The sequence below is a fragment of the Niallia sp. genome (genome assembly GCF_031978665.1).
Classification (GTDB): domain Bacteria; phylum Bacillota; class Bacilli; order Bacillales; family Cytobacillaceae; genus Niallia.
Window position 1 is genome coordinate 14,537 of sequence record NZ_DALZDK010000022.1, and the last position, 23,858, is coordinate 38,394.

Here is a 23,858-nt window from a genome sequence, read left to right on the forward strand (position 1 = left end):
AAGTAAAGATAAGAACGTGCATTCGTATTTTTTGCATGGTAAAATAGAAGGAAATAGTTTTAGGACGTGAGAGTATGGAAATATCCTTTATACATTGTGCGGATTTACATTTAGATAGTCCCATGGTCGGGCTGAAAAATTTGCCAACATCTATACATAACAAACTAAAGGAAAGTACATTTATTGCATTTAAAAAAGTAATCGATACCGCGATAAATAAAAAAGTAGATTTTATAATAATTGCTGGAGATATTTATGACGGGGAAGACAGAAGTATAAGAGCACAGATCCGATTTAGAGAAGAGATGCTGCGACTAAAAGAAAACCAAATCGAGGTTTATCTTATCCATGGAAATCATGATCATTTAAATGGGAACTGGGTGCAAATAGAACTGCCTGATAACGTCCATGTTTTTCCGTCCATGGTCACGCTAAAGCAATTTGTAAAAAATAATGCATCCGTTAATTTATATGGATTCAGTTATGAAACAAGACATGTGCAAGAGAGAAAGATTGATGAATATGAACGAAACGAGGATGCTAATTTTCATATCGGAATACTGCATGGGAATTTAGAAGGTTCTACTGACCATCGTGCATATGCGCCTTTCCAGGTGAAAGATTTACTTGCAAAAAAAATGGATTATTGGGCTTTAGGTCATATTCACAAACGTGAATTGTTAGAAACGATTCCTCCTATTGTTTACCCAGGAAATATTCAAGGGCGACATAAAAAGGAAACAGAAGTAAAGGGATGCTATTATGTAGAATTGAGTGAAGGAGATGCTTACTTAGAGTTTATTCCTACATCTGAAGTTATTTGGGATACATTAAAAATAGATGCAAGCACAGTAAAAACATTCGATGATTTATATAAGCTTTGTCGAAAAGAAATTGATGAAAGGAGAGAGAAAAGCTATTCATTTATTATTTCTATCGAAATGGAACAATTGCGAATGGAAGAATCTTTTCTCGATTCCGATTTATTAGAAATCCTTCAGCAGGATGAAGTGGATTCAGAATCCTTCGTTTGGGTTACTTCCATAAAGATTCAGGAAAATACGGAATGGCTAAAAGAGAATCTGCTGAAGGAATCGGCATTTTATGAAGAATTATTTGCTGTTACGCAGGAATACGAGGCAGTGAATGAGGCGGTTATCCCGTTATATCAACACCCAAAAGCACATCGTTTCCTAGAAGAGCTGACAATCGATGAGAAACAAGCATTAGCGAAAGAAGCAGAAGAATTATTGCTTACAATGCTAAAATACGGGAGGTAATTGGATATGGAATTAAAGAAGATAACCATTTATGGTTATGGGAAATTAGAAAATAAAACTTTTTCCATCCATTCACCTATTCATGTGTTTTATGGGGAAAATGAGGCTGGTAAATCGACGATTATGAGTTTTATTCATAGCATTTTATTTGGATTCCCAACAAAACAGCAGACGGAATTAAGATATGAACCGAAGCTGCAGCATAAATATGGCGGCCAATTAGAGATATTATTCCCTGAGATTGGACTTGCAACGATAGAAAGAGTAAAAGGAAAAGCGTCCGGTGATGTAACAGTCACCTTGGAGGACGGAAGAAGAGGCCAAGAAGAGCTATTAAATGAACTATTAGCAGGAATGGATAAAGGTCTTTATCAATCTATTTTTTCCTTTAATTTACACGGATTGCAAAATGTACAGCAATTAAAGGGAGAAGATTTGGGAAGGTTTTTGTTTTCAACAGGAGCGGTCGGCTCAGATCGACTATTAAAAGTAGAAAATGAGTTACAGAAGGAATTAGATTCACGCTATAAGCCTAGTGGAAAAAGGCCTATTCTAAACGAAAAGCTGCAAGACTTACGAGAAAGGCATCGCCAATTAAAAATAGCGGAGAAAGATAATAATCAATATGAGCAATTGCTTGCAGAGAAAGATCAGTTAGAAAAAGAAAGAGTACAGATGGAAGAAGCATTAAAAAAGGAAGAACATGAATACAGGCTATTGGAAGAATGGGCGAAAATAAAAAAGATTGTCCAAGAAAAGGAAGTAATCGCACAAAAATTAGAAGCTTATCAGGAGTTTGCTTTCCCGCAAAATGGTTTAACTAGATGGGAATCCATAAAAGAGAAAATTCTTTCTGTAGAAGCTGAAATCCGACATTTGGAAACGAAAATGATGGAAATAGAAAAAGAAGTGGCAGGTTGCGCTATCCAAGAAGAACTCCTTTCTGCTGAAACTGAGATTTTGCTTGCTGTTGAAAAATTGCCAGTCTATGAACAATTACAGAATCGGCAATCGCAAGTGCAAAATCAATTAAAAAATATAGAAGTAGAAATCGGTAGTTTAAAAAGCAAATTGCATCTGCCGATGGAAGAAACAATTTTATTAAAAGAAAGTAATACAAGCATATTTATAAAAGAGCAATGCGCACAGGCTGCCTCTAAACAACGGAGATTAAAGGAACAGAAAGAAGAGCTGGATGAGCGATTAAAGGAAGAGCAAACCACTTTAGAATCGTTAGAAGAGACGGTGAAGGAAGACAAGAAAAGGCTATTACCCCCAGCTGATCGAACTAGATTAGAAGAACGTGTGAAAAGCGATAATCAAGTTCAATGGAACAAAGAGAAGGCTGCTTTACTATTAAGAGAAATCAATCAATTAGAAGAACAGGTAAAGATAGAAGAGAAGCGTTTTAAGAAGAATGTCATGGTAACAGGTGTCTTAACCATATTTCTATTGCTAGTTGGAGGTGTAGCTTTATTCCTTAACCAATGGCTTCTCGCGATTGTTAGCTTTACTGTTTGTGCTGTATATTTTTTCCTATTCTTTTCGGGAAGAAAGCTTGCTAAAAGTGAACTCAGAAAAAAAGGAAAAAGAATATTGCTTATTAAAGAAGAACGAGATCAGTTGCTTACCGTTTTTGAAAATGCACAGGGAGTTTCTCTCCTTGATGAACAGAAGCTAGCAGAAGATACAAAACGGAGAGAAATACTGACACAGCATCAGTTTAAATTAGACCAGCAAAATGAGAGCTATGAAAGAGTACTACAAGGATTTGAAAAGTGGGAAGCGGATTTTCTTGCCCATCAAAAGTTATTGAGACAATTGGCAAATGAGCTTCAAATTCCATATGAATTAGCGACCCAGCAAATATATGATGCATTTTTATTAATAGATGAATGGAAAGCAAAAGATAGAGAAAGATTATCTATACATCAAGAATTAGAGGAAATTTATCAAGAGAAACAACAGATTTCTAACACGATTATCCATCTTTTTCAGGTGTTTATCGGAGAAGAAACAGAAACAATTGCGAATAGATGTTATCGATTAAAAACAGCATTAACGGAAGAGAAAATGAAAAAAGATACTGTAGAAGCTTTTCGAAGAAAGCAAGCTGATATCAAAGAAAATATGGATAGATATCAAACGGAGTATAACCGTTATTTAGAAGAAAAGACAGCCCTATTTTCGATTGCTGGGGTAAAGGAAGAAGAGGAGTTTCACGAAAAAGCGGTACAGGCAATAGAAAAAGAAAAATATACGGATAGACTTTCTACGATTGATTTACAGTTAGAGATGGCGAATATCTCAAAAGAACAAATTCCTTTGTATCAAAGAATCCTAGATCCTGAGCTACAGTTGAAAGAAAAACAAACAAACATGGAACGATTAGCGTCTCGTTTAAATGAGGTTATAGAAGAGAGTGCTTCAACTAACTTTACGCTTTCGAGAATCGAAAGTGGGGGTATCTATACCGATTTATTGCATACGTTTAAACAGTCTCAGTCGGAATTCAAAGAAGATGCTAGAGAATGGGCAAAATTTGCCGTTGCGAAACAGCTATTAGCCAAAACCGTTGAGCGATATAAACAAAAACAATTGCCTGCTATGCTTCAGAAGGCAGAGGAAAATCTAGCTTTTCTGACAGAAGGGAAATATATTCGAATATTGCCAATGGAAGAGGGAGCTGGATTTTTAGTAGAGAGTCATCAGCATGTTTTTTATGAGGCGAAAGAATTAAGTCAGGGAACGACTGAACAACTATATTTATCTATACGAATTGCCCTAGCGCAAACATTTTATCAAGATTATTGTATTCCATTTATCATCGATGATAGCTTTGTTAATTTTGATGAAAAGCGAACGGAAAAAGTGATTCAATTATTAAAGAAATGCGAGCAAAATCAGCTAATATTCTTTACATGTCATCATCATTTATTGAAATATTTTCCTGAACATAGTTTGCATGTATTACCAACAGAGGAAAGAGAAACAAGCTTATAAAGATAGATTAACTTCATGCTATACTTAAATAAAGAGATAGATAAAGGAGAGAGAAAGTGTTGGACAAAAAAGGTGTACTGCAATACGAGGTTGGAGAACAATTTGAATCTTATTTATTAATAAAGAATGCGACAAAAGCAATTGCAAGTAACGGAAAGCCGTTTATGACGCTTATTTTTCAAGATAAAACTGGCGAAATAGAAGCAAAGCTTTGGGATGCTACAGATATGGACGAACAAAGCTATCGTCCTGAAACGATTGTGAAAGTAAATGGTGATATCCAAAGCTATCGAGGAAAGCTTCAATTAAGAATTCGCCAAATTAAAGTTGCTACAGGGGAAGAGGGCATTCGGTTGGCTGATTTCCTTGAAACAGCACCACTCACAACGGATGAGATGTTGAGTAAAATTACGCATTATATATTTGAAATGCAAAATCCTAATATCCAAAGAATTACAAGGCACTTAGTAAAGAAGCATCAAGAGGCATTTTTACAATTTCCGGCTGCCACGAAAAATCATCATGAGTTTGTGTCTGGTTTAGCATATCACGTTGTAAGTATGCTAGATTTGGCTAAGGCGATAGCAAGTCTATACCCAAGCTTAGATAAAGATCTCCTATACGGAGGAATTATTCTGCATGACCTTGGAAAAGTTATTGAATTATCTGGACCTATTTCCACTTCTTATACATTGGAAGGAAATTTATTAGGACATATTTCGATTATGATAAATGAAATAGGAAAAGCAGCGGATGAGTTAGGGATTAGAGGAGAAGAAGTTGTTATACTTCAGCATTTAGTCTTGTCCCATCATGGCAAACCAGAATGGGGAAGTCCGAAAGCTCCGCTAATTAAAGAAGCGGAAATCTTACACTATATTGATAACTTAGACGCAAAAATGAATATGCTAGATCGTGTGTTAGATAGAGTGAAACCAGGAGAATTTACAGAAAGAGTATTTCCGTTAGAAAACCGTTCCTTCTATAAGCCGACATTCCATAAATAAAAAGACTAGGATGAGTTCTAAGGAGCTCATCCTTTTTACCTTTTAAAACCGTTAAGTTCTTTACAATTGATAAATCTTTCTATATTAACTTATTTCTTGTAAAAAAGCTAAATCAGAGGGAATAATCTAGTTTTGCTAGCATAGGATGAAGTAAAAGAGAGCTATTACTAGAAAGGGGTAATTTTCAATGCTAGGAATTCCACTTTGGGTTGTTTTTGTATTAGGGGGAATCGCGATTAGTGCGATTATGGCAGTTAAAACTGGAAGAGAGGATAGGGCGGCAGAAAATGAAATAATTGAACGGGAAGGAGAAATTTATATGAAAAGGTTAGAAGAAGAGAAAAAGCGCAAAAATGGAGAAGAGAGGATATATGAGAATTAAGAAGTTTGATTAAACTTCTTATCTTCCGGATCATTAAGGAATTCTTCTTACAATTTATTTCGTACAAAGGATCGAATGCTATAAATTTCATTTCTAAACAGTGTTACTTTGTTTATGGAAATGTCATTTTGTAGGTTGGGTCCTTTGTTTTTTATGGTTTTTCGACTTTCATGAAGTGTCAGCCATCATAAAGCTATAGAATGCCATTTTTAAAGAAGCTATCCCGTTCCTTATAAAAAATGGGTATATGTCCTGTTCCGAATTTAGGGCAAATACATATGATAAATTGAGCTTGAAAAAGAGCTCAAAGAATTCGCGTTAAGCAAATTCACAGGGTTGTTCCGGTTTACGCAGCAAAAAATGAACATAGAGTGGTAGTACTGTACAAAATAATACAAATAACAAAAGAAAGAAAAAAACCGAAACACCATAAGCTTATTTAACAAGTGGTAGCAACCTTAAAGGAGGTGTTACTATGGGTAACGTTTACGGCGGAGGTTTTGCTTTAATCGTTGTATTGTTTATCTTATTAGTTATCGTTGGCGCTGCATGGCTGTAAGGCTATAAAAGCGTATAAAGGCAATCTTACTAGGATGAGTGCCTCTTTATGCGCCAAAGAAACAACTGGAACGATAGAGAGAGGAGGAATCTTCATGTCTGGTGGAGGAGTTTACGGTGGAGGCTTTGCTTTATTAGTAGTACTTTTCATCTTATTAGTAATCATCGGAGCAGCTTGGCTATAAGTTGATCTGAAGGTATATAAAAAGAAGCAGTGTAATAGTCGACTATTACACTGCTTCTTTTCTACATAGCTCTGTTTACATATCAGAGTCTATTTTGTTGAAAAAATCTTAAAAAAGAATATCTACATAGGAAGAAATCAAAAGAATAGTAATAAGAACATTTATTGTTCGAAAAACTTTTGGTTGTTTTTCTTCAGGAATTTCTTTTTGTAAACATAGGGCATTTGTTAGTCTATTAATATTATATAAAATAAAAATAGCTAAAATAATGAAAATGGAGATCATCATTGATTCCCTCCTTATCAGCAGAGTTTATTGTATGTTATTTACATTATCAAATAACTGGACAAAAAGATAGTATTATCAATTATTTTAGACGGTAAACTTAACGTTTTCGTTCTGACAAGAGCTTGGATGATTTTCAAGCTTCCTTCAATCTATCTCTCTAGGGGGCTTAAGAATCAAGCACTCTATTTTTATATGATTATATGTTTAGCAAGACAATAATAGAATCCCTTTAAGATAATTCACTTACATTATTTATTAATATCTCAAACCCATCCTCATTTTCTTCTACATAACAAGAACGTGGCGATTTCCATAAATTTTTCATCCGAATAAAATCTGGAACACAAATACCTGTATGATAAGCGAAAATCATTAAAAAATAATGAACATAACTTGTGAAAAAGAAGCATGATAGTAATAATATTCCACTTATGATGACAAAAGGAATAATTAGTGCAAACTGAAATTGAGTTTTACCGATTGGTTCCTTTACTTGAATGTGTAGAACAGGTAAAAATTGCAGATGCTTATTCCATGTTTTTTTTATTTTATCGCCTAAATGAATTATTGGTAATAAATGTAATAATTTGTGTAAAGGATATATAAGCAAAATCGTTGCCATAAATAACAAAAAGTAATCGTCAGAAAGTTTGTTATGTGCAAAATAGGTTGTAATTGGTACATAAAGAAAAAGAAAACAACCAATTGTAGTCATAGAAGACAAAATAAATAGGCGTTGAGCTCCATATTTTTTATGGAAGTTGACAGTCTTCCAACAGTTCATGTGAATACCCTCCATAGGGAGAAATTTTTAGTTACTTGTAATCATAATTTCATGCTTGAATAACTAATAATTGGAAGAATATCTTTTCTTTGCCTTATCTTGCGTTTAATCAAGCGAACTTACCTTGATACTTTACGATGAAAAGAATAAAAAATCAATAGTCTCTTTATACAAATTTATGACATTTTTTTAATTTAGTATTTGCGAAAAGGAAAGCAATATCCTTTATATGTATTTTTCTTGCATTTGTAACATTTGTTGAAATTTTCCGAAAAAAAGACAAGAAAGCAACCTGCCCTCTTATCTTTTTTACCACTAGTCGAGAATGTCCCAAACCTAGAGTCCTTTTCCCCAATTTCATTTCTCTATTTAGTAAATACTGGATCTTTTTTCTTTAGATGGCCTTGATTCTCTTCCAGAATATCGTCAAGATTAGTAAAGGATTTCTCGAAAATGTCTATAAAATCGTCTCCATAAATATGCTTAACGATTGTCATCATTTCTAGAAGATCTGGAAACTTACCATATAAATTTCTGATTGGCAAAGAGGCAGATAATGCTGAACTGTTACTTGGATTGTAGTCTTCCATAATTTGAACAAATACTTCTTTGCCTTTATCTGTAAGGCAAATATACGTATTTCTCTTATCATTTTCTTTTTTCGAGAATTGCAGTAGTCCTCTTTCTTCTAATTTCTTCGAAAAATTAAATGCTGTTGAGACATGCATTACCCCAAAGTTTGCTACATCTGAAATAGAGGCACCATTTAGCTGATAGGCAATCCAAAGGATGTGATGCTCGTTAATGTTTAAATCATACGGTTTAATCCAATTCTGCCAATCCTTTTCAATTGCCTTCCATAATGCTTTACTAAGTTGTCCAATTCTTTGTGTAAAGAGTAAAGCCTCCTTCAGTGAAACCTGACTTTCATTCATCCACAAATCACCTACTTTTCTGTTATCTATAAACATTATGCCAATAAAACAAAAATTAATAAAGATAAAAATTAACAAAATTTTTAGAAATAAGAATTTTTATTTTAAGTAAGCGCTTTATTGAATATATATACAATTTTTTTTATAAAATCACAGTCGTATGTCTATACATTTTTGAGAATAAAAGAGGTCAAACAATAGAAAAAAAATAAAAATGGGCAATTTATACGTTTGAAAATCGAGGGAGTATCAAATAAGAAAATATTTTTTGAAGGAAAGGATGAATAAAAAATAAACGATAAAAAAAAGAGAAGAAAAATTTGGAATTCCGAAAAAGCTGAAAAGGCTCCAATAAAAATTATATGCGAATAAAGATTTAACACGATTATGTTAGGAAAAATGACATTATAAGGTAGATAGTAGAAGAATAGAAAAATGGAGGAATTCATGTCAGAATTCCTCCATTTTTTCTTAAAGCTAATTAAAGTCTTCTTCCTAGCTAAATAGTTGTTCAGGTTATTTTAAATCATTCTCTAACTCATTGATGGTTGATTGTAATTCATTTAGCTCTTGTTGAAGTAATTCCTGATGTGGTTTAATTTCTTCCTTCCACGTATCCAAGGATAGTTTAAGGTCTTCAATAAAAGAACTTAATACGGTCTTTCCTTCTACAGTAGCTGTTTTAACGGAATCCTTAATTTCGTTTAAGTCGATTTTTAATTCTTGGATATGGTGGAGAAAAGCTTTTCCATTATCATTGCAGGTTTTTCTTACTTCTTTTCCTGAGTAAGGAGTAGTTAGTAAGGTAGTGATTCCAGCTGCAATTCCTCCAATTAAGAAACCTGATAAGAATGATTTTGCGCTCATATGCTTACACCTCGCTCTTTTTCATCATTATATCGTATTCAAGTGGTCATTACTATTTTTAAGGTATTTCGCTTGGGCGCAATTGTTTCATTGATGGTTGTTTTGAAAGTTCTTCATAAATTTAGTTAGTTCCACAACATGGTCGAGGGGAACGGCATTATAGATGGAAGCTCGGCAACCTCCGACAGATCGATGCCCGTTTAGACCGATAAATCCCGCTTCCCTTGCTTCCTGTAAAAAGGTTTTTGTAAGATTTTCTGACTGCAAAGTAAAGGTAATATTCATTTTTGAGCGGCTATTTTCCTCTGCATGGCCTCGATAAAAGCCATTGCTTTGATCGATTACATCATATATTTGTTTGGCCTTTTCATTATTGATAGCAGCAATTCCTTCAATCCCACCATTCTGTTTTACCCATTTTAAGACAAGGGATAAAAGATAAATACCTAAAGTAGGTGGTGTATTAAATAACGAATTATTTTTAGCGTGTGTATGATAACTTAACATGGTTGGCAAAGTTGAATCTTCTTTAATTAAATCTTTTCGAATGATGACGACGGTTACCCCAGAAGGTCCAAGATTTTTTTGAGCACCTGCATAAATAACACCAAATTGTGATACATCAATAGGAGTACTTAAAATATCACTGGACATATCAGCGATTAAAGGTACAGATAGATTCGTTGGATAGTTACTCCATTGAGTTCCATAAATGGTATTGTTGCTTGTAATATGAAGATAAGCAGCATCATTTGGCAATTCAATTTGTTCTCGATTTGGAATATATGTATAGTTGTCGTTTTTACTAGAAACCGAAATTGCGGTATTGCCAAGTTTTGCGGCTTCCTTGATTGCTTTTTCTGACCATACCCCAGTGAGTGCGTAATAGGCAGTTTGGTTTTTAGGAAGCAAGTTCATAGGAACCATTGTAAATTGAAGACTTGCGCCTCCTTGTAAAAAAAGAATTTCATAATTATCTGGTATGGAAAGTAGGGAGGTAAGGAGTTCTTTAGCTTCATTATGTACAGCCTCATAGTCTTTGCTACGATGACTTAATTCCATCAAAGACATTCCAGTATCATTAAAATTCAACCAATGCTCCTTTGCCTCTTGTAGAACCCATTCAGGTAAAGCAGCAGGACCTGCGTTAAAGTTATATGCTCTTTTCAATGTTCTTTCCTCCTAAATTAACTTTTTCAACTAGTAATGCGGTAAAGACAAAAAGATTACCCTTATACTAACAAATTCAGCTGATTTGTACAGATGAAAAAAACACCTTTTTGAAAAAAATTAGAATTTTTCAAAAAGGTGTTTTGTCATTTTGTACTATTAAAAAAATATTTCTCCAAAGTGAAATAAGGTTTTAAGCTGATGCTAAAGGGGGGGAGGATTTAATAAAAGGATATTGAAACTATTATCAAATAGCTTTTAAGAAAAAATGAATTTTTTTAGAAAGTTCTTTTTCTTAGATGTTTGTACTTTTGTTGTTAAGACTTGAATTCGATTTGCTGTCAAGTGCGATTGGCCAATCTGTTAGCAAACTTCCGACTATTTCTTTTGAGTAGGTCAACATCGTTCCCCGTGTTTCCTATATCTCAGGAAAGGTTGCTCCCCCCCCACACGCTCCAAAACGGGTGCCCTCCGCTTTTCAAATTGTCTAGCTCCAGGCACCCAGGAGCTGATGGGCTTCACACCCTTTCCCTACGATAAGTCAACATCGGTTCACTAGCGTTCCCCGTGTTTCCTATATCTCAGGAAAGGTTGCTCCCCCCCACACGCTCCAAAACGGGTGCCCTCCGCTTTTCTATTTTACTTTCTCTTTTATTTTATCTGCAATTGTTGTTAATTCTTCATTGGAGTATTCATCGAAGTTTGTTTTCCAAACTGCGCCAAATCCATCTCCTTTTCCATAGCGTGGGATGAGGTGCATATGATAATGGAAAACAGATTGTCCCGCTTTTTCCCCATTATTATTAAGAAGGTTTAATCCAATTGGTTCATATGCCTCCTTAATTGCTGATGCAATACTTGGTACCACTTCAAACAGATTGCTTGCCATCTCAGGCGTTAATTCGTAAATATCTTTAGCGTGTTTTTTAGGTATAACCAATGTATGGCCTTTTGTTACCTGGCTAATATCTAAGAAAGCCATAACGTGTTCATTTTCAAAAACTTTTTTAGATGGAATTTCTCCAGCAATTATTTTGCAAAAAATGCAATCGCTCATAAAAAAACCTTCCTTCATTATGTATTACCAATATTTTAACACAGGAGCACTTTTTGATGGAACATCAAAAGGAAAGAGGGTGCCTTGTAAAAGCTCCTCTTACATGAATTATCCAAGCCAGAAGTTTATGCAAACTCCTTTATCATGGAAATTCATTATAAGAATCCCTTTTACTGACACCCTCTTTTTGAAGGAGAGAACTTTCATGTTTTAGGGTTCTTCTCTTTGATAAACACCTCATTTAAAAATGAATTGTTTTCCTTTATGAGAAAAATCGATCATTGTTCAAACGAACCATCCCCTTATTGTCTTTATATGTTTACCAACGTATAAAGAATGGATGACTGTCTGCGACAAACACCTCATTTCAAAGTGGAAATGATTGATTAGGCTGCTTACGTAATGAAGCAACTTGGTGTTACTGATCTTCATGTTAAACCCGCTTGTGCAAGGCAAACATCCCCTTTTAAAAACGAATGGAAGTTTATTTTAAAAGATCTCTATAGAATCTTTTGCAAACACCTCATTTAATATTGGAGTTTATACTGCAATATTTCATTGGTGCTCCCCTTCAATAAATAGAATGTCCGGATTAAGAAATTTATATACAAAAGAATTAAAAGTTTTTCTGTGCAATCATTTTTAATTAACAAAGAATGTTGTTAAACTATAGATAATACATATTGGAGGTACAAAATATGGCGTTGTTAGAAATAAAGAATGTTACTGGGGGCTATACGAAGAATCCTGTTCTAAAAGATATTTCTTTTTCCATCAATAAGAATGAGATGGTCGGTTTAATTGGGCTAAATGGGGCTGGGAAAAGTACAACTATCCGACATATTATCGGCTTAATGGAACCCCATAAAGGAGAAATCTTTATTAATGGAAAGACGTTTGAAGGGGATAAAGAGGCGTATCGAAAAGAATTTACCTTCGTGCCAGAAACACCTATATTATATGATGAATTAACATTGGAAGAACATTTAAAAATAACTGCGATGGCATACGGATTATCTGAATCTGATTATCAAAAGCGGATGAAAGTATTATTAAAAGAGTTTCGAATGGAAAAAAGGCTAAAATGGTTTCCTGCCCATTTTTCCAAAGGAATGAAGCAAAAGGTAATGATAATGTGCGCTTTTCTAGTAGAACCATCCCTTTATATTGTAGATGAGCCATTTGTTGGATTGGATCCTCTTGGCATCCAGTCATTATTAGACCAACTAAAGAATATGAAGGAAAAAGGTGCAGGGATACTCATGTCTACTCACATTCTTGCTACAGCGGAAAGATACTGCGACCGGATTATTATTATCCATGAAGGCAAAATAAAGTGTCAGGGAACGATGGAGGAATTAAGGGAAGCTTTTAATATGCCAGGGGCAACACTGGATGATCTATATATCCTTCTAACAAAGGAAGAAGACCATGTTTGAATTTAATGAAAAGCAATTGTGGAAAGAGAGAGCTGGACAAACTGCAAAAGAATATGGTCAATATTTAAAGTATATATTCAATGGACATCTTGTCATTGTTTTAGTGTTTTTGTTAGGAACTGCGGCCTTTTACTACCAGGCCTGGCTGAAAACGATTCCCAATGATTTTCCTGTTGCGCTCATTATGAGCATTATCCTTACTTTTTTTCTGACAAATAGTCCCACCTACACCTTTTTAAAGGATGCCGATCGGATCTTTTTGATTGCTGTTGAGACGAAAATGAAGAATTATTTTCTAAAGTCGATGATGGTTAGCTTCCTCATCCAAGGATATTTACTGTTAATCCTTCTGGCAGCGTTAATGCCATTGTATGCGCAAGTGCATGGTGGAGATTTTAGTCGTTTTTGGTATTTACTAATTGTGCTATTGATAGGGAAGGGAGCTAATTTGCTTATTCGCTGGCATATTCAATATTATGTAAATGTTCGCTATCATTACACCGATACGGTTGTGCGCTTCTTGATTAATTTAGTAATTCTCTATTTATTGTTTGCGGATTCGTCCCCATTATTTATTCTTGCTTTGCTACTAATCATGGCATTCTTGCTTGTTTATTTCCAGAAGGCGACCAGCAATAAAGGAGTAAAATGGGAATACTTGATCGAGCAGGATGAAAAAAGACTAGCGTCCTTTTATCGTTTTGCGAATATGTTTGCAGAGGTGCCGAAGCTAAGAAACCGGATTAAAAGAAGACGTTTTCTCGATTTATTGTTCAGCCGTGTTCCTTATGCGAAAGAGAAAGTCTTTTCTCATTTATATTGGAGAACTTATATCCGTGCAGGTGACTATTTGGGGTTAACCGCTCGGCTCACCCTGATAAGTGGGATTTTTATCTTTTTCTTATCTTTTGGACCTGGACAAGTATTCATTAGTGTTTTATTTGTTTTCCTAACAGGCTTGCAGTTATTGCCCCTTTGGAGTGCCTATGATAATAAACTGTGGATTACTATTTATCCGGTAGCATCCTCTTATAGAGAAAAATCATTTAAGCAAATTATGGCATCAATTTTAAGCTGCCAAGGGATTATTTTATCACTTATTATTGCTCTTAAAGGGGATTTGCTGTATGCGTTGATTTCTTTATTAGTAAATGGAGCTTTTATTGTCTTTTTTGTTTTATTGTACATAAATAAAAAAGTGAAACATTCATAATAGGGAAGAAGCTTGAAATCTTGGTTAATAGAGATTTCAAGCTTCTTTTTCTATGCATGATTTACTAGCTATATCAGATTAGTATGTAGGAAAAAAGGGAACTATTTTCTTATATCAAACGTAAGATTAAGAATAAGGAGGAAGGCAGATGAATGAATATGAACAAAGAGCATTAGTAGAAGTCGAGGAGTGGAAACATAAACTACAGAAGCGTTCTTCGATTTTAAATAGAGTGTCCAAGAAGGCGCAAAATAAAATAAATTCTTATATCCCAGACAAAGTTCATCAAACAATCACAGAAGCGATCAAACAGATGATTCAAACAACATTGGCTGGCAGTAATATTCTTAAGAAAAAGAATCCTTCTATCTTTCATACTTTACAGGGAAGAGATGAGGAGTTAACGAAAAAGATAAGTCAATATAAAAAAGTGGCTGTTGTAGAAGGAGCTGGGACAGGTGCTGGTGGGATCCTGCTTGGATTAGCCGATTTTCCATTATTACTTTCCATCAAAATGAATTTTTTAATGGAAGCTGCAACTATCTATGGATATGATACGGATCAATTAGAGGAAAGGGTCTATTTACTGTATATCTTTCAGTTGGCTTTTTCTAGTGAAGGAAAAAGAAGAGAAATATTAGAGGTAATAGAGAATTGGGAAGAAGAAAAACATAAAATTGCTTCACTTAATTGGCAGGAGCTACAACAGGAATATCGGGATTTTATTGATTTTGTGAAGATGCTGCAATTAGTACCAGGTATTGGAGCAGCAGTAGGTGCTTATGCAAACTATAATTTAATGGACCAATTGGGAGAAGCAGCAAGAAATGTTTATCGCTGGCGCTTTTTTCAAGAACAGGAACAAATGAAATAAAAGGAATGGATTCTGTTCACTTGAATCCATTCCTTTTTGCTGTATGGTTTACGAATTTATCATTGTATTAGCTTCTTCTTCCGTAACGGAAATATTATAATTAATAGCTACTGAACCTAACGTTTTTGCAGCAATTAGCATTGCTTTTTCGTTAATATCGAATTTTGGATGGTGATGAGGATAAGTAGGTCCATTTGTATCAGGCATTGCGCCTGTAAAGAAAAAAGTACCTTTTACATGCTGAAGGTAATAGGAGAAGTCCTCACCTGTTAATTCTGGTTCTCCTTCTTGTACGAGTACACCTGGAATGTTTTCAGCACAACGAGCTAAAAAGGTAGTCTCTTCTGGGTGATTGACAACAGCAGGATATCCATCATCATAGACAAATTCATACGTACTATTTGCTGTATAGCAAGTACCTTTTATTACTCTTTCAAGCTCTTCTTTAATAAGTGCTTGTGTTTCTAAATCAAATGTTCGAACCGTTCCTCCAATCGTTGCTGTGTCTGCAATTACATTAAAAGCATTTCCTGATTCAAAGTAACCTACTGTTAAAACTGCATTGTGAATAGGATTAACTTTTCGGCTGACGATTTGTTGAAGATTAATGACTAGTTGAGAAGCGGTAACAAGAGAATCTTTCGTTTTATGAGGCTGTGCTCCATGTCCACCTTGACCTTGGATTTTGACTTTAAATTCATCTGCAGCAGCCATCATTGGACCTGATTTATAGGAAACGGTGCCTGTAGGAAGCGTGGCCCATAAATGAGTACCGAATATAGCATCCACATTTTCTAGGCAGCCTGCTTCAATCATCGCTTTTGCTCCGCCAGGGTTTGATTCCTCTGCGTGCTGGTGGATGAAAATGAAATTCCCTGCTAATTCTTCTTTATATTCATTTATTACTTTAGCAAGTATTAATAATGTTGCTGTATGCCCATCATGACCACAAGCGTGCATAACACCTGCAATCTTTGATTTATAATCTACTTCTTTTTCATCTTGTATCGGAAGGGCATCAAAATCAGCACGGAGCGCAACCGTTTTGCCAGGTTTTCCCCCAGAAATTTTTGCCACTACTCCATTTCCGCCAACGTTTCCAGTAACATGAATGCCCAATTTTTCATAGAAAGAGATGATATATTGAGCTGTTTTTTCCTCTTTAAATGATAATTCTGGATATTGATGAAGGTATCTGCGTATTTCGACCATTTCATCATAATAGTTTTCTAATTGTCCCCATACTGTTTGTAGCATCTCTTTCACCTCGTTTTACTATTTAGAATATTTTTATTATAGCATGGAAAAAGTAAGGGATAGAAGAAATGTTACCAAGGAAATAACATAACGTTGAATTATCCCTATCCTAATGAGGAAGATGTTGCTAAAATAAGGTTAAAATGGAATATCGTATAGGAGGAAAACATGGATATTAGGAAATCAAAAATGGCTTGGGGAGCACTAGTCCTTTCATTCTTTTTCTTTATCATTCTAATTATAGCTGTAAATGGGCAGGAGAAATTAACGCTTGATACAGCATTAACCGGTTTTATACACACACTTTTTTCCACTAGTTTCAATCCTTTTTGGGAAGGCGTATCTTACTTAGGAGATAAAATTGGAATTGGAATTATTGCTTTGCTATTTATAATTTTTTTATTATGGAAGAAGAAAGATTACGCAGGGATTGTTGCTTTTGTCTTATGTGTCGGATTAGGAAATGAATTGAATAAATGGGTCAAGGAACTAATTGGAAGACCTAGACCGATAACAGCCGATACTATAGAGGCAGATAGTTTTAGTTTTCCTAGTGGGCATGCAATGGTAGGGTTACTTCTCTACTTGTTTATTGCTCATATATTGGCGAAAGATATCAAAACAAATGTAGGAAAGTTACTTTTGGCAGGTGCTGCCTTTGTATTAGTTCTGCTAATCGGAATCAGCAGAATTGCATTAGGAGCTCACTTTCCAACAGATGTTCTTGGTGGATATTTATTGGCTGGATTGTGGTTGTTTTTATGGGTAGGTTTGTATGAAACTTTTAAAGAGCGACTCAATAAACGGAAGAAAAAGCGAGTGTAAGACTCGCTTTTTAATAAGCAGTTTTTTTAGGAGTTTTCCTCAAATTAAGTGGAAACTCTTTTTAGATAAGAAACATCGCGAAAATAGTAGTAACCACTAACCCGATACATACTGGAAGAAGATTTCGTCTTGCTAATTCAAATGGATCGACATTACAGATGGCAGCGGCGGGAATCAATGCCCAAGGAACCAAAGTTCCGCCTCCAACCCAGATGGCGGCAATTTGCCCTAAAGCGGTTAATGTACTTATTCCACTGCCAATCGCATGGGCAAACAAGCCAGCAATGGAACCTGCTAATGAAATTCCTGAGAAGCCAGACCCGTCTAAGCCTGTAATAACGCCAACTGCTGTTAAAGTGATTGCTCCAATTTCTTTTGTTAATGGAACGGTTGAAGCCAAGGCAACACCTAAATCATTTACGATTCCATGGGATTCTTTTGGTAGGAAGTCACCGATAATGGTAGTAAATCCTGAATCACCTAAATAAAAGAATGCGGCGATTGGTATAACTGGGCCAAAAACTTTAAAACCAAATTGAAATCCTTCGATTAAATAACTCGTTGTTTTCTCCAAACCTTTATTTTTATAACTTACTAGTGTGATTAAAAGTAGGATGAAGATTGCTGTTCCTCCAACTAGTGCCGTAGCATCTCCACCCTGTAAATCTAAAAGAAACATGGCAACGACATCAAGAATAAATAGAATGGGAATAAGAATCGCAAATAATTTCTTTTGTGTTCTGCTAAGTAGTAGTCTATTTACGGGAGGGAGAATATCAGAGGCACTGGAAGATTTGATGCCAGTAGTAAACGTTAAGGTCCCTCTTTTCATATCTCGTTTAATAAAATAGTAGGCAGTAATAGTTGTCACAAGTCCCATTACAATCACAAGTGGAATACTTGCATGCATAACATCTTGTACAGGAATTCCAGCAGCATCTGCTGTAAGCTTTGGTGCAGCTTGAATGATAAAGTCACCTGATAAAGCAATACCATGCCCGAACAAGTTCATCGCCATGGCAACGGCAATCCCAGGTAAGCCGACACGTAAAGCTACTGGCAGCAGAACGGCTCCAATTAATGCCACAGCTGGGGATGGCCAGAAAAAGAAGGAAATTACCATCATTACGATACCAATCGTCCAATAAGCTAGCCCTGGTGAACGAATCAACTTGGAAAAGGGAGAAATCATGACATCGTTAATGCCGGTTTTCGTCAGAATTTTGCTCATTGCAACAATAATAGAAATGACAACAATAGTAGGCAGCAATTCTGTAATTGCAAAGATAAAACTATTAAAAATACTGCTAATGGAGGTGCTCAAGGATCCTGTAGCTGTTATTGCTAAAAGAAAGATTCCGACAATACATATAAAGGTAGTATCTCTTCTCATGACCATAAATCCGATAATAAAAACAATGAATAATACATATATCCAATGAAGTGCTGTTAATTCCATACCCATTTCAATACAGCTCCTTTCCCGATTTAAAGTCGATGATGCTATAGGCATCTATCACAATTCGGTTAATACAGACTATGTGGCTGTATGTAAAAGGTGATTGGTTACGTTATGAAAAAATGGTGGGGACAATAGTGCGTAATTAGACAGAGCTGTTTTCTTCTTTAAGGATGAGTCTCTTTAAAAACCTACTTGATTATCTCCTTCTTAAGATGGAGAAAAAAACATCGATAGAAGGAACAAAAATATTCATAATGGTAGTACAATAGGTTTATATTCTAAATAAGTACTACTTTTTAGAATTGTCCGAATACACAGTGGTGAACGGGGCATCATCATATATCTAAGTCTGTAGATGTCTAAAGAAAGAAGGGAAGTCTTTGAAGAAATCTATCTCCAAAACAATGTTTTCCATTAGTTTGCTTATTTTAGGAGTTATCCTATTACTTGTTAATATAGGTGTCATTTCCTTGGAAATAAAAAAATTATTTGTCATAATATATCCGTTTTTGTTCCTTATTTATGGAATCCTATCTCTTTACCAAATTGCTTTAAAGAGAAAAAACAACTTATTTTTCACTATATTCATTCTTACTTTCTCCATTTTATTAATATTGGATCGTTTTCAAGTATTAGAATTTGGTTTTATGGATTTTTGGAGACTGTGGCCGTTAGTAATTATTCTTATGGCATTAGGACTTATTAGTCCAAAGAAATTTACTTTTGAATATGATAGCGGAGGAAATCGCTATACAACGAAATCTTTTCGGATTGGTGATGTGAAATATAATACGGACAATTGGTCTGTGGAACCCATGCATATATCTCATGGGATAGGGGATGTTTATATCGATTTTAGCAAAGCGTTTATTCCTGAAGGGGAAACCGAACTATTTATCCATGCTAGAATTGGCGATATTAAAATAATTGTTCCAGATGATTTAGCGATTAATGTCACCGCAGAAGCAAAGATTGGAGAGGTACGCATTCTTCAATCGATTAGAGATGGGCTTGGAAATAGCTTAGAGTATATAACGCCAGAATATGAAGTGGCCATAAAAAAAATCAAATTAAATATTTTGATCAATATAGGCGATATAGCTGTGCAAAAGGTTTAGGAGGGAATATGAAACAGACAAGTAGTCGCTATGGCAATTATCGAAATGTAGCGTTAACGAGTATGATTAGCTCTTTATTGCTATTTATCAGTATCCAAATATATTTGTATTTATTCCCTGCATCTTTTATGTCTGCTTTAGAAAGCTTTATTTTAGCAGTTATTTGGTTTTTCCTGACCTCCATAATTGGTTTTTATTTTGCTTTTAAATGGAACAGTACGATCAAGAAGCAATTGGATGAAGTATTTTGGTTTACATCGTCTTTAAGGAGAGGGAAAATACCAGAGAAAATGCAAATGTCCACCAATGAGTATGTATACGATATGAAAGACGAGCTTAATCAACTTGCTGATTATCAACAAGAACAAGTGCATTCGCTTCAAAGGTTAGCGAATGAAAAAATAACACTTGGCCAAACAGCTCATAATGCTGCAGTTATAGAAGAAAGGCAAAGGCTGGCAAGAGATTTGCATGATGTAGTCAGTCAACAATTATTTGCTTTAAACATGATGTCTTCTGCTGCTTATAAAATTTTTGATAGTAATCCAACCCTAGCAAAAGAACAGTTAAAAGAAATTGTTTCGATTGCTGGTAAAGCACAAGGGGAAATGCGAGCATTATTACTCCATTTAAGACCAGTTGAGTTAAGTAATGATACATTGTGTGATGGAATTATTAAACTAATCCAAGAGCTAAAAGGGAAAACAACGCTTCATTTTTCTGCAAGTATCGATGAAATAGAAGGTTTAACTACGGCTGGACAAGAGCATTTATTTCGAATCGTACAGGAAGCTTTATCAAATGTGCTTCGTCATTCCCATGCGGATAAAGTAAGAATTATTTTAGAAGAACGCGGGTATTATGCGCATTTACATATTGGTGATAATGGAAAAGGCTTCGACCCAACTGTAGAAAGGATTGCTTCTTATGGATTAAAAACAATGAGAGAGCGCTGTGAAGAAATTGGTGGTGTAATGGAACTTCGTTCAAAAATAGGCGAAGGTACTTATATCGATATTAGAGTTCCAATAAAGGGGTGGGAAAATGATTAGGGTAGTAGTTGTTGATGACCATGAGATGGTTCGAAAAGGGATTATTTCTTATTTAATGACCGAGCCAAATATTCAAATTGTTGGAGAAGCAAATAGTGGCCAAACGGCCGTTCAGCTTGTGTTAAAAGAAAAGCCGGATATAGTGTTAATGGATTTATTAATGGAAAATGGAAATGGAATTGAAGCAACTAAAGCCATTTTAACAGATTATCCCAGTTGTAAAGTCATTATTATCACTAGCTTTTATGATGAAGCACAAGTCATTCCGGCGATAGAGGCAGGTGCTTTTAGCTATTTATTAAAAACAGCAAGTGCACTGGAGGTTGTTCAGGCTATTAATAAAGCATTTAGTGGCGAAGCAGTTATTGAGCCTAAAGTCGCGAATGTAATGGTGAAAAAATTACGAGCAACGGAAAGAAAACCCCATGATGATTTGACAGAAAGAGAATTTGAGGTATTAATGTGTATTGGCGAAGGGATGACGAATCAAGCGATTAGTGAGGAATTATACATAGGAATAAAAACGGTAAAGACTCATGTTAGTAATATTTTATCCAAGCTAGGTGTAGCCGACCGAACACAAGCCGCCGTGTATGCGAATAGAAATGGCATTATCAAGACTAGGTAGTCATTTGTTCAGTAGGCTACAGATATTTACGATTCCTTTTCGTCTGGAATAGTTAATTGTACGAAATATGGTTTTCCATTAAAGATAGAATGTTGCGAACTATTCCAGCTTTTTTCACTGGTTTTTCCAATTGGCGCATTTGCGTTTTCAGGGTGCTGCTTCCACTTAATATAGTTGGCTTTTTCTTCCCATAGACAAAAGATAATATAAGTATCTCCCTTTCTTGGACGGAGAAATCGGGTAGCTTGCAAATTTGTTATTGTGTTAGAGGCAAAGAATTTTGACATATTATGCTCGAACACAGGTTTATTTTCCTCACTTACAGGAATGTGATTCATCGTAATAAACCCTTTGTTTTCTAACATCCCATGGGTAAATAAAACGTCATAGCTTCTTGGCTCTTTGAAAAAAGAAGGAGCTTGACTCTCGTGAAGCAGAATTGCCCGATCACTATTTATGTCTTGCATTAATAATAAAGTTTCTTTAGAGAATTCATCCTCGTATTTCTTCCATAAATAATCATACGTTCCGCTAGTAAGATAGATATTCACTATGTATCCTCCTCTGTTCACAAGATACATTTAGCATACAATATAAAGGGAAAAGTTACTATAATGAATTGGAGAAGGGGAGGCACGTAAAAGGAGCCTCCTTGGAATGTCAAATTAACATCTGCTACTGATAAAGCTGACTGCTATTACCAGCAGTTGGATTTTGGGTATCCATCATCTGCATCTGCGCTGGATCTTCAGGGATAACTAAGTACATCGAACCCATATTTTGAACCATACTCATGTTTGCTTCTTCCAATAGATAATATCCTTTTTTCACCATATATTGCCACATCTCATACGCATGAGAACAACTCATCATAAATGCAGTCTGGCAAAAGGAGCGGATTTCTGGATTTGCCATTTCCATTGCATTCCATGCATACTCTCGTCCAGCACGTTTTAAGGTTAATAAATAAGCAGTGGCCATTTCGCGATCATTCATATTATCTACAATTGTTCTCGGTTGTACTGCAGGAGCCTGAGGAGAAACCATATTGGTAAATTGAGATAAAATGCCTTCTTCCTTTAATAAAGGAAGTTCTTTTGTAGCACCTTCCGTTTTTTTTAGAAACTCTACTTTCATATTGTAATCTCGAATATGCAATGGTAAATGTTTTTCCAGGATTCTTTTAAACTCTGGATCTTCTACATGGCTAATCATATAACCCATATTGGTAATACTATTAACACAGCTTAAAGTTAATTCGTTTATTGCATGGGCCTCATGTGCGGCTATTCTCATTATGTTTACTCCTTTTTTGTAATTTGTGCACCTTGTATTTTATCCAAAATGATAACAAATATGTTTTCAAAAAAATTACAGAGGTCAAGAGTAATTAGTGTTACTTTCAGATAAAAATGTCTAAATTGTGACAAAGTAATAAGTTATCTATGCAAAGGTAGTGAAAAAGATATATTATTAAAATATATGCATGATTGAGAATGAATATTTTTACATAAAGTAAGCAGGAAGATAAAGGTGTCTAGCGAGGATATTCCTTTTTATTGGAAGGATATGCTTAAGAACCACCTTTATAAAATTTCCCGCTTTGAAAACTTTTTACTTGCATGTTATTTATAAATATTATAAATTAATAATGATTATAAATAAATTGAGTGAAACAATTATTATAGATAAAATAGAATTACATACCTTTGAAAGGTGGACATATAGAGGATGAGCAAACAAGTGAAAGATACATTTATTAAAGCGGCAAAAGGACAGCCGACTGATTATGTTCCGGTATGGTATATGCGACAGGCTGGCCGTTCCCAACCTGAATACCGAGCAATTAAAGAGAAATATTCTTTATTTGAAATAACGCATCAGCCAGAATTATGTGCGTATGTTACTAAATTACCAGTTGATCAATATGATGTTGATGCTGCTGTGCTATATAAAGATATTATGACCCCACTTCCAGCAATCGGTGTAGATGTCGAAATAAAATCAGGAATTGGACCAGTAATAGAGAATCCTATTCAGTCAATGGATGATGTTTTAAGACTTGGTATGTTAAATCCTGAACAAGATATTAAGTATGTTCTTGACACGATAAAGTTACTCACAACTGAGCAATTAAATGTACCGTTAATTGGTTTTTCTGGTGCTCCTTTTACCCTGGCTAGTTATATGATTGAAGGAGGACCATCGAAAAATTATCATAAAACAAAAGCATTTATGTACGCAAAACCAGAAGCTTGGAATGCTCTTATGGAAAAGCTTGGGGATATGGTAGTTACCTATGTGAAAGCGCAGATTCAGGCAGGAGCAAGTGCTATTCAAATTTTTGATTCATGGGTTGGTGCATTGAATGTAGAAGACTACCGCTTATTTATTAAGCCTGTGATGAAAAAAATCTTTTCGGAATTAAAGGAAGAAAATGTTCCTTTCATTATGCATGGAGTAGGTGCGAGCCA

At 35.0% G+C, this 23,858-nt stretch carries 24 protein-coding genes; 14 read left to right on the plus strand and 10 right to left on the minus strand.

The features are described from left to right. Positions 1–74: 74 nt before the first annotated feature. The 6 genes from RTL21_RS13160 (at position 75) to RTL21_RS13185 (ending at position 6,415) form a co-directional block, all read left to right on the plus strand. Positions 75–1,280 carry a metallophosphoesterase family protein gene (locus RTL21_RS13160; protein WP_312096342.1) on the plus strand — a complete coding sequence of 402 codons (1,206 nt, stop codon included), beginning with the start codon at positions 75–77 and terminating at the stop codon, positions 1,278–1,280. 6 nt (positions 1,281–1,286) lie between these two features. Beyond that, positions 1,287–4,283: an ATP-binding protein gene (locus RTL21_RS13165; RefSeq protein WP_312096343.1), complete on the plus strand. Its 2,997-nt coding sequence runs from the start codon at positions 1,287–1,289 to the stop codon at positions 4,281–4,283. A 59-nt stretch (positions 4,284–4,342) separates the two neighbouring features. Further along, positions 4,343–5,290, plus strand: coding sequence for a 3'-5' exoribonuclease YhaM (yhaM, locus tag RTL21_RS13170; protein ID WP_312096344.1), 948 nt, complete (start codon positions 4,343–4,345; stop codon positions 5,288–5,290). Positions 5,291–5,477: 187 nt separating this feature from the next. Beyond that, positions 5,478–5,672: a sporulation YhaL family protein gene (locus RTL21_RS13175; RefSeq protein ID WP_312096345.1), complete on the plus strand. Its 195-nt coding sequence runs from the start codon at positions 5,478–5,480 to the stop codon at positions 5,670–5,672. A gap of 475 nt (positions 5,673–6,147) precedes the next feature. Beyond that, the gene (locus RTL21_RS13180) at positions 6,148–6,231 is read left to right on the plus strand and encodes a YjcZ family sporulation protein (protein WP_035416275.1); all 84 of its coding nucleotides are present in this window, start codon (positions 6,148–6,150) and stop codon (positions 6,229–6,231) included. Positions 6,232–6,325: 94 nt separating this feature from the next. Next, positions 6,326–6,415 carry a YjcZ family sporulation protein gene (locus RTL21_RS13185; protein WP_035416274.1) on the plus strand — a complete coding sequence of 30 codons (90 nt, stop codon included), beginning with the start codon at positions 6,326–6,328 and terminating at the stop codon, positions 6,413–6,415. A gap of 108 nt (positions 6,416–6,523) precedes the next feature. Here the strand turns inward: RTL21_RS13185 and RTL21_RS13190 are convergent, their stop codons facing one another. The 6 genes from RTL21_RS13190 to RTL21_RS13215 form a co-directional block, all read right to left on the minus strand. Then, entirely contained in the window at positions 6,524–6,703 is a 180-nt protein-coding gene (locus tag RTL21_RS13190) for a hypothetical protein (RefSeq protein WP_035416273.1), read from the minus strand. A 229-nt stretch (positions 6,704–6,932) separates the two neighbouring features. After that, a complete protein-coding gene (locus RTL21_RS13195; RefSeq protein WP_312096346.1) occupies positions 6,933–7,487 on the minus strand; it encodes a DUF3267 domain-containing protein in 555 nt (184 codons plus the stop codon). Positions 7,488–7,852: 365 nt separating this feature from the next. Next, positions 7,853–8,422, minus strand: coding sequence for an HTH-type transcriptional regulator Hpr (locus RTL21_RS13200; protein WP_312096347.1), 570 nt, complete (start codon positions 8,420–8,422; stop codon positions 7,853–7,855). A gap of 516 nt (positions 8,423–8,938) precedes the next feature. Next, on the minus strand, positions 8,939–9,289 hold the full coding sequence (locus RTL21_RS13205) for a YtxH domain-containing protein (protein ID WP_312096348.1): 351 nt from the start codon (positions 9,287–9,289) through the stop codon (positions 8,939–8,941). An 87-nt stretch (positions 9,290–9,376) separates the two neighbouring features. Beyond that, positions 9,377–10,459, minus strand: a complete 1,083-nt coding sequence (gene serC / locus RTL21_RS13210; protein ID WP_312096349.1) for a 3-phosphoserine/phosphohydroxythreonine transaminase — start codon at positions 10,457–10,459, stop codon at positions 9,377–9,379. A gap of 634 nt (positions 10,460–11,093) precedes the next feature. Then, positions 11,094–11,516, minus strand: a complete 423-nt coding sequence (locus RTL21_RS13215; protein ID WP_312096350.1) for an HIT family protein — start codon at positions 11,514–11,516, stop codon at positions 11,094–11,096. A 698-nt stretch (positions 11,517–12,214) separates the two neighbouring features. Here RTL21_RS13215 and RTL21_RS13220 point away from each other — a divergent pair. From RTL21_RS13220 to RTL21_RS13230, 3 genes are all read left to right on the plus strand, one after another. After that, on the plus strand, positions 12,215–12,955 hold the full coding sequence (locus RTL21_RS13220; RefSeq protein ID WP_312096351.1) for an ABC transporter ATP-binding protein: 741 nt from the start codon (positions 12,215–12,217) through the stop codon (positions 12,953–12,955). Then, on the plus strand, positions 12,948–14,168 hold the full coding sequence (locus tag RTL21_RS13225; protein WP_312096352.1) for an ABC transporter permease: 1,221 nt from the start codon (positions 12,948–12,950) through the stop codon (positions 14,166–14,168). Before RTL21_RS13220 ends, RTL21_RS13225 begins: the two co-directional genes overlap by 8 nt. Positions 14,169–14,316: 148 nt before the next feature. After that, on the plus strand, positions 14,317–15,042 hold the full coding sequence (locus RTL21_RS13230) for an EcsC family protein (protein ID WP_312096353.1): 726 nt from the start codon (positions 14,317–14,319) through the stop codon (positions 15,040–15,042). Positions 15,043–15,090: 48 nt separating this feature from the next. On the opposite strand, the gene RTL21_RS13235 is transcribed toward RTL21_RS13230, so the two are convergent. Beyond that, positions 15,091–16,299 (minus strand): M20 family metallopeptidase, encoded by a 1,209-nt coding sequence (locus RTL21_RS13235; protein WP_312096354.1) that lies wholly within the window; start codon positions 16,297–16,299, stop codon positions 15,091–15,093. A gap of 168 nt (positions 16,300–16,467) precedes the next feature. On the opposite strand from RTL21_RS13235, the gene RTL21_RS13240 reads away from it, so the two are divergent. Further along, on the plus strand, positions 16,468–17,124 hold the full coding sequence (locus RTL21_RS13240) for a phosphatase PAP2 family protein (protein WP_312096355.1): 657 nt from the start codon (positions 16,468–16,470) through the stop codon (positions 17,122–17,124). A 61-nt stretch (positions 17,125–17,185) separates the two neighbouring features. On the opposite strand, the gene RTL21_RS13245 is transcribed toward RTL21_RS13240, so the two are convergent. After that, positions 17,186–18,589, minus strand: coding sequence for a hypothetical protein (locus RTL21_RS13245; protein WP_312096356.1), 1,404 nt, complete (start codon positions 18,587–18,589; stop codon positions 17,186–17,188). A 377-nt stretch (positions 18,590–18,966) separates the two neighbouring features. Here RTL21_RS13245 and liaF point away from each other — a divergent pair, with 377 nt between their 5' ends. The 3 genes from liaF to RTL21_RS13260 are packed head-to-tail and all read left to right on the plus strand — an operon-like array spanning position 18,967 to position 21,384. Continuing rightward, positions 18,967–19,704 carry a cell wall-active antibiotics response protein LiaF gene (liaF, locus tag RTL21_RS13250; protein WP_312096357.1) on the plus strand — a complete coding sequence of 246 codons (738 nt, stop codon included), beginning with the start codon at positions 18,967–18,969 and terminating at the stop codon, positions 19,702–19,704. Between the two features lie 8 nt (positions 19,705–19,712). Then, on the plus strand, positions 19,713–20,756 hold the full coding sequence (locus tag RTL21_RS13255; protein WP_312096358.1) for a histidine kinase: 1,044 nt from the start codon (positions 19,713–19,715) through the stop codon (positions 20,754–20,756). Beyond that, positions 20,749–21,384 carry a response regulator gene (locus RTL21_RS13260; RefSeq protein WP_312096359.1) on the plus strand — a complete coding sequence of 212 codons (636 nt, stop codon included), beginning with the start codon at positions 20,749–20,751 and terminating at the stop codon, positions 21,382–21,384. Before RTL21_RS13255 ends, RTL21_RS13260 begins: the two co-directional genes overlap by 8 nt. A 26-nt stretch (positions 21,385–21,410) precedes the next feature. Here RTL21_RS13260 and RTL21_RS13265 read toward each other — a convergent pair whose 3' ends face one another. Both RTL21_RS13265 and RTL21_RS13270 read right to left on the minus strand, forming a co-directional pair. Then, on the minus strand, positions 21,411–21,935 hold the full coding sequence (locus tag RTL21_RS13265; protein WP_312096360.1) for an antibiotic biosynthesis monooxygenase family protein: 525 nt from the start codon (positions 21,933–21,935) through the stop codon (positions 21,411–21,413). A gap of 124 nt (positions 21,936–22,059) precedes the next feature. Next, on the minus strand, positions 22,060–22,680 hold the full coding sequence (locus tag RTL21_RS13270) for a spore coat protein (RefSeq protein ID WP_312096361.1): 621 nt from the start codon (positions 22,678–22,680) through the stop codon (positions 22,060–22,062). Positions 22,681–23,115: 435 nt separating this feature from the next. Between RTL21_RS13270 and hemE the strand changes: the two genes are divergently transcribed. Beyond that, the coding region (gene hemE, locus RTL21_RS13275) for a uroporphyrinogen decarboxylase (RefSeq protein ID WP_312096362.1) at positions 23,116–23,858 on the plus strand (743 nt) is incomplete at its 3' end.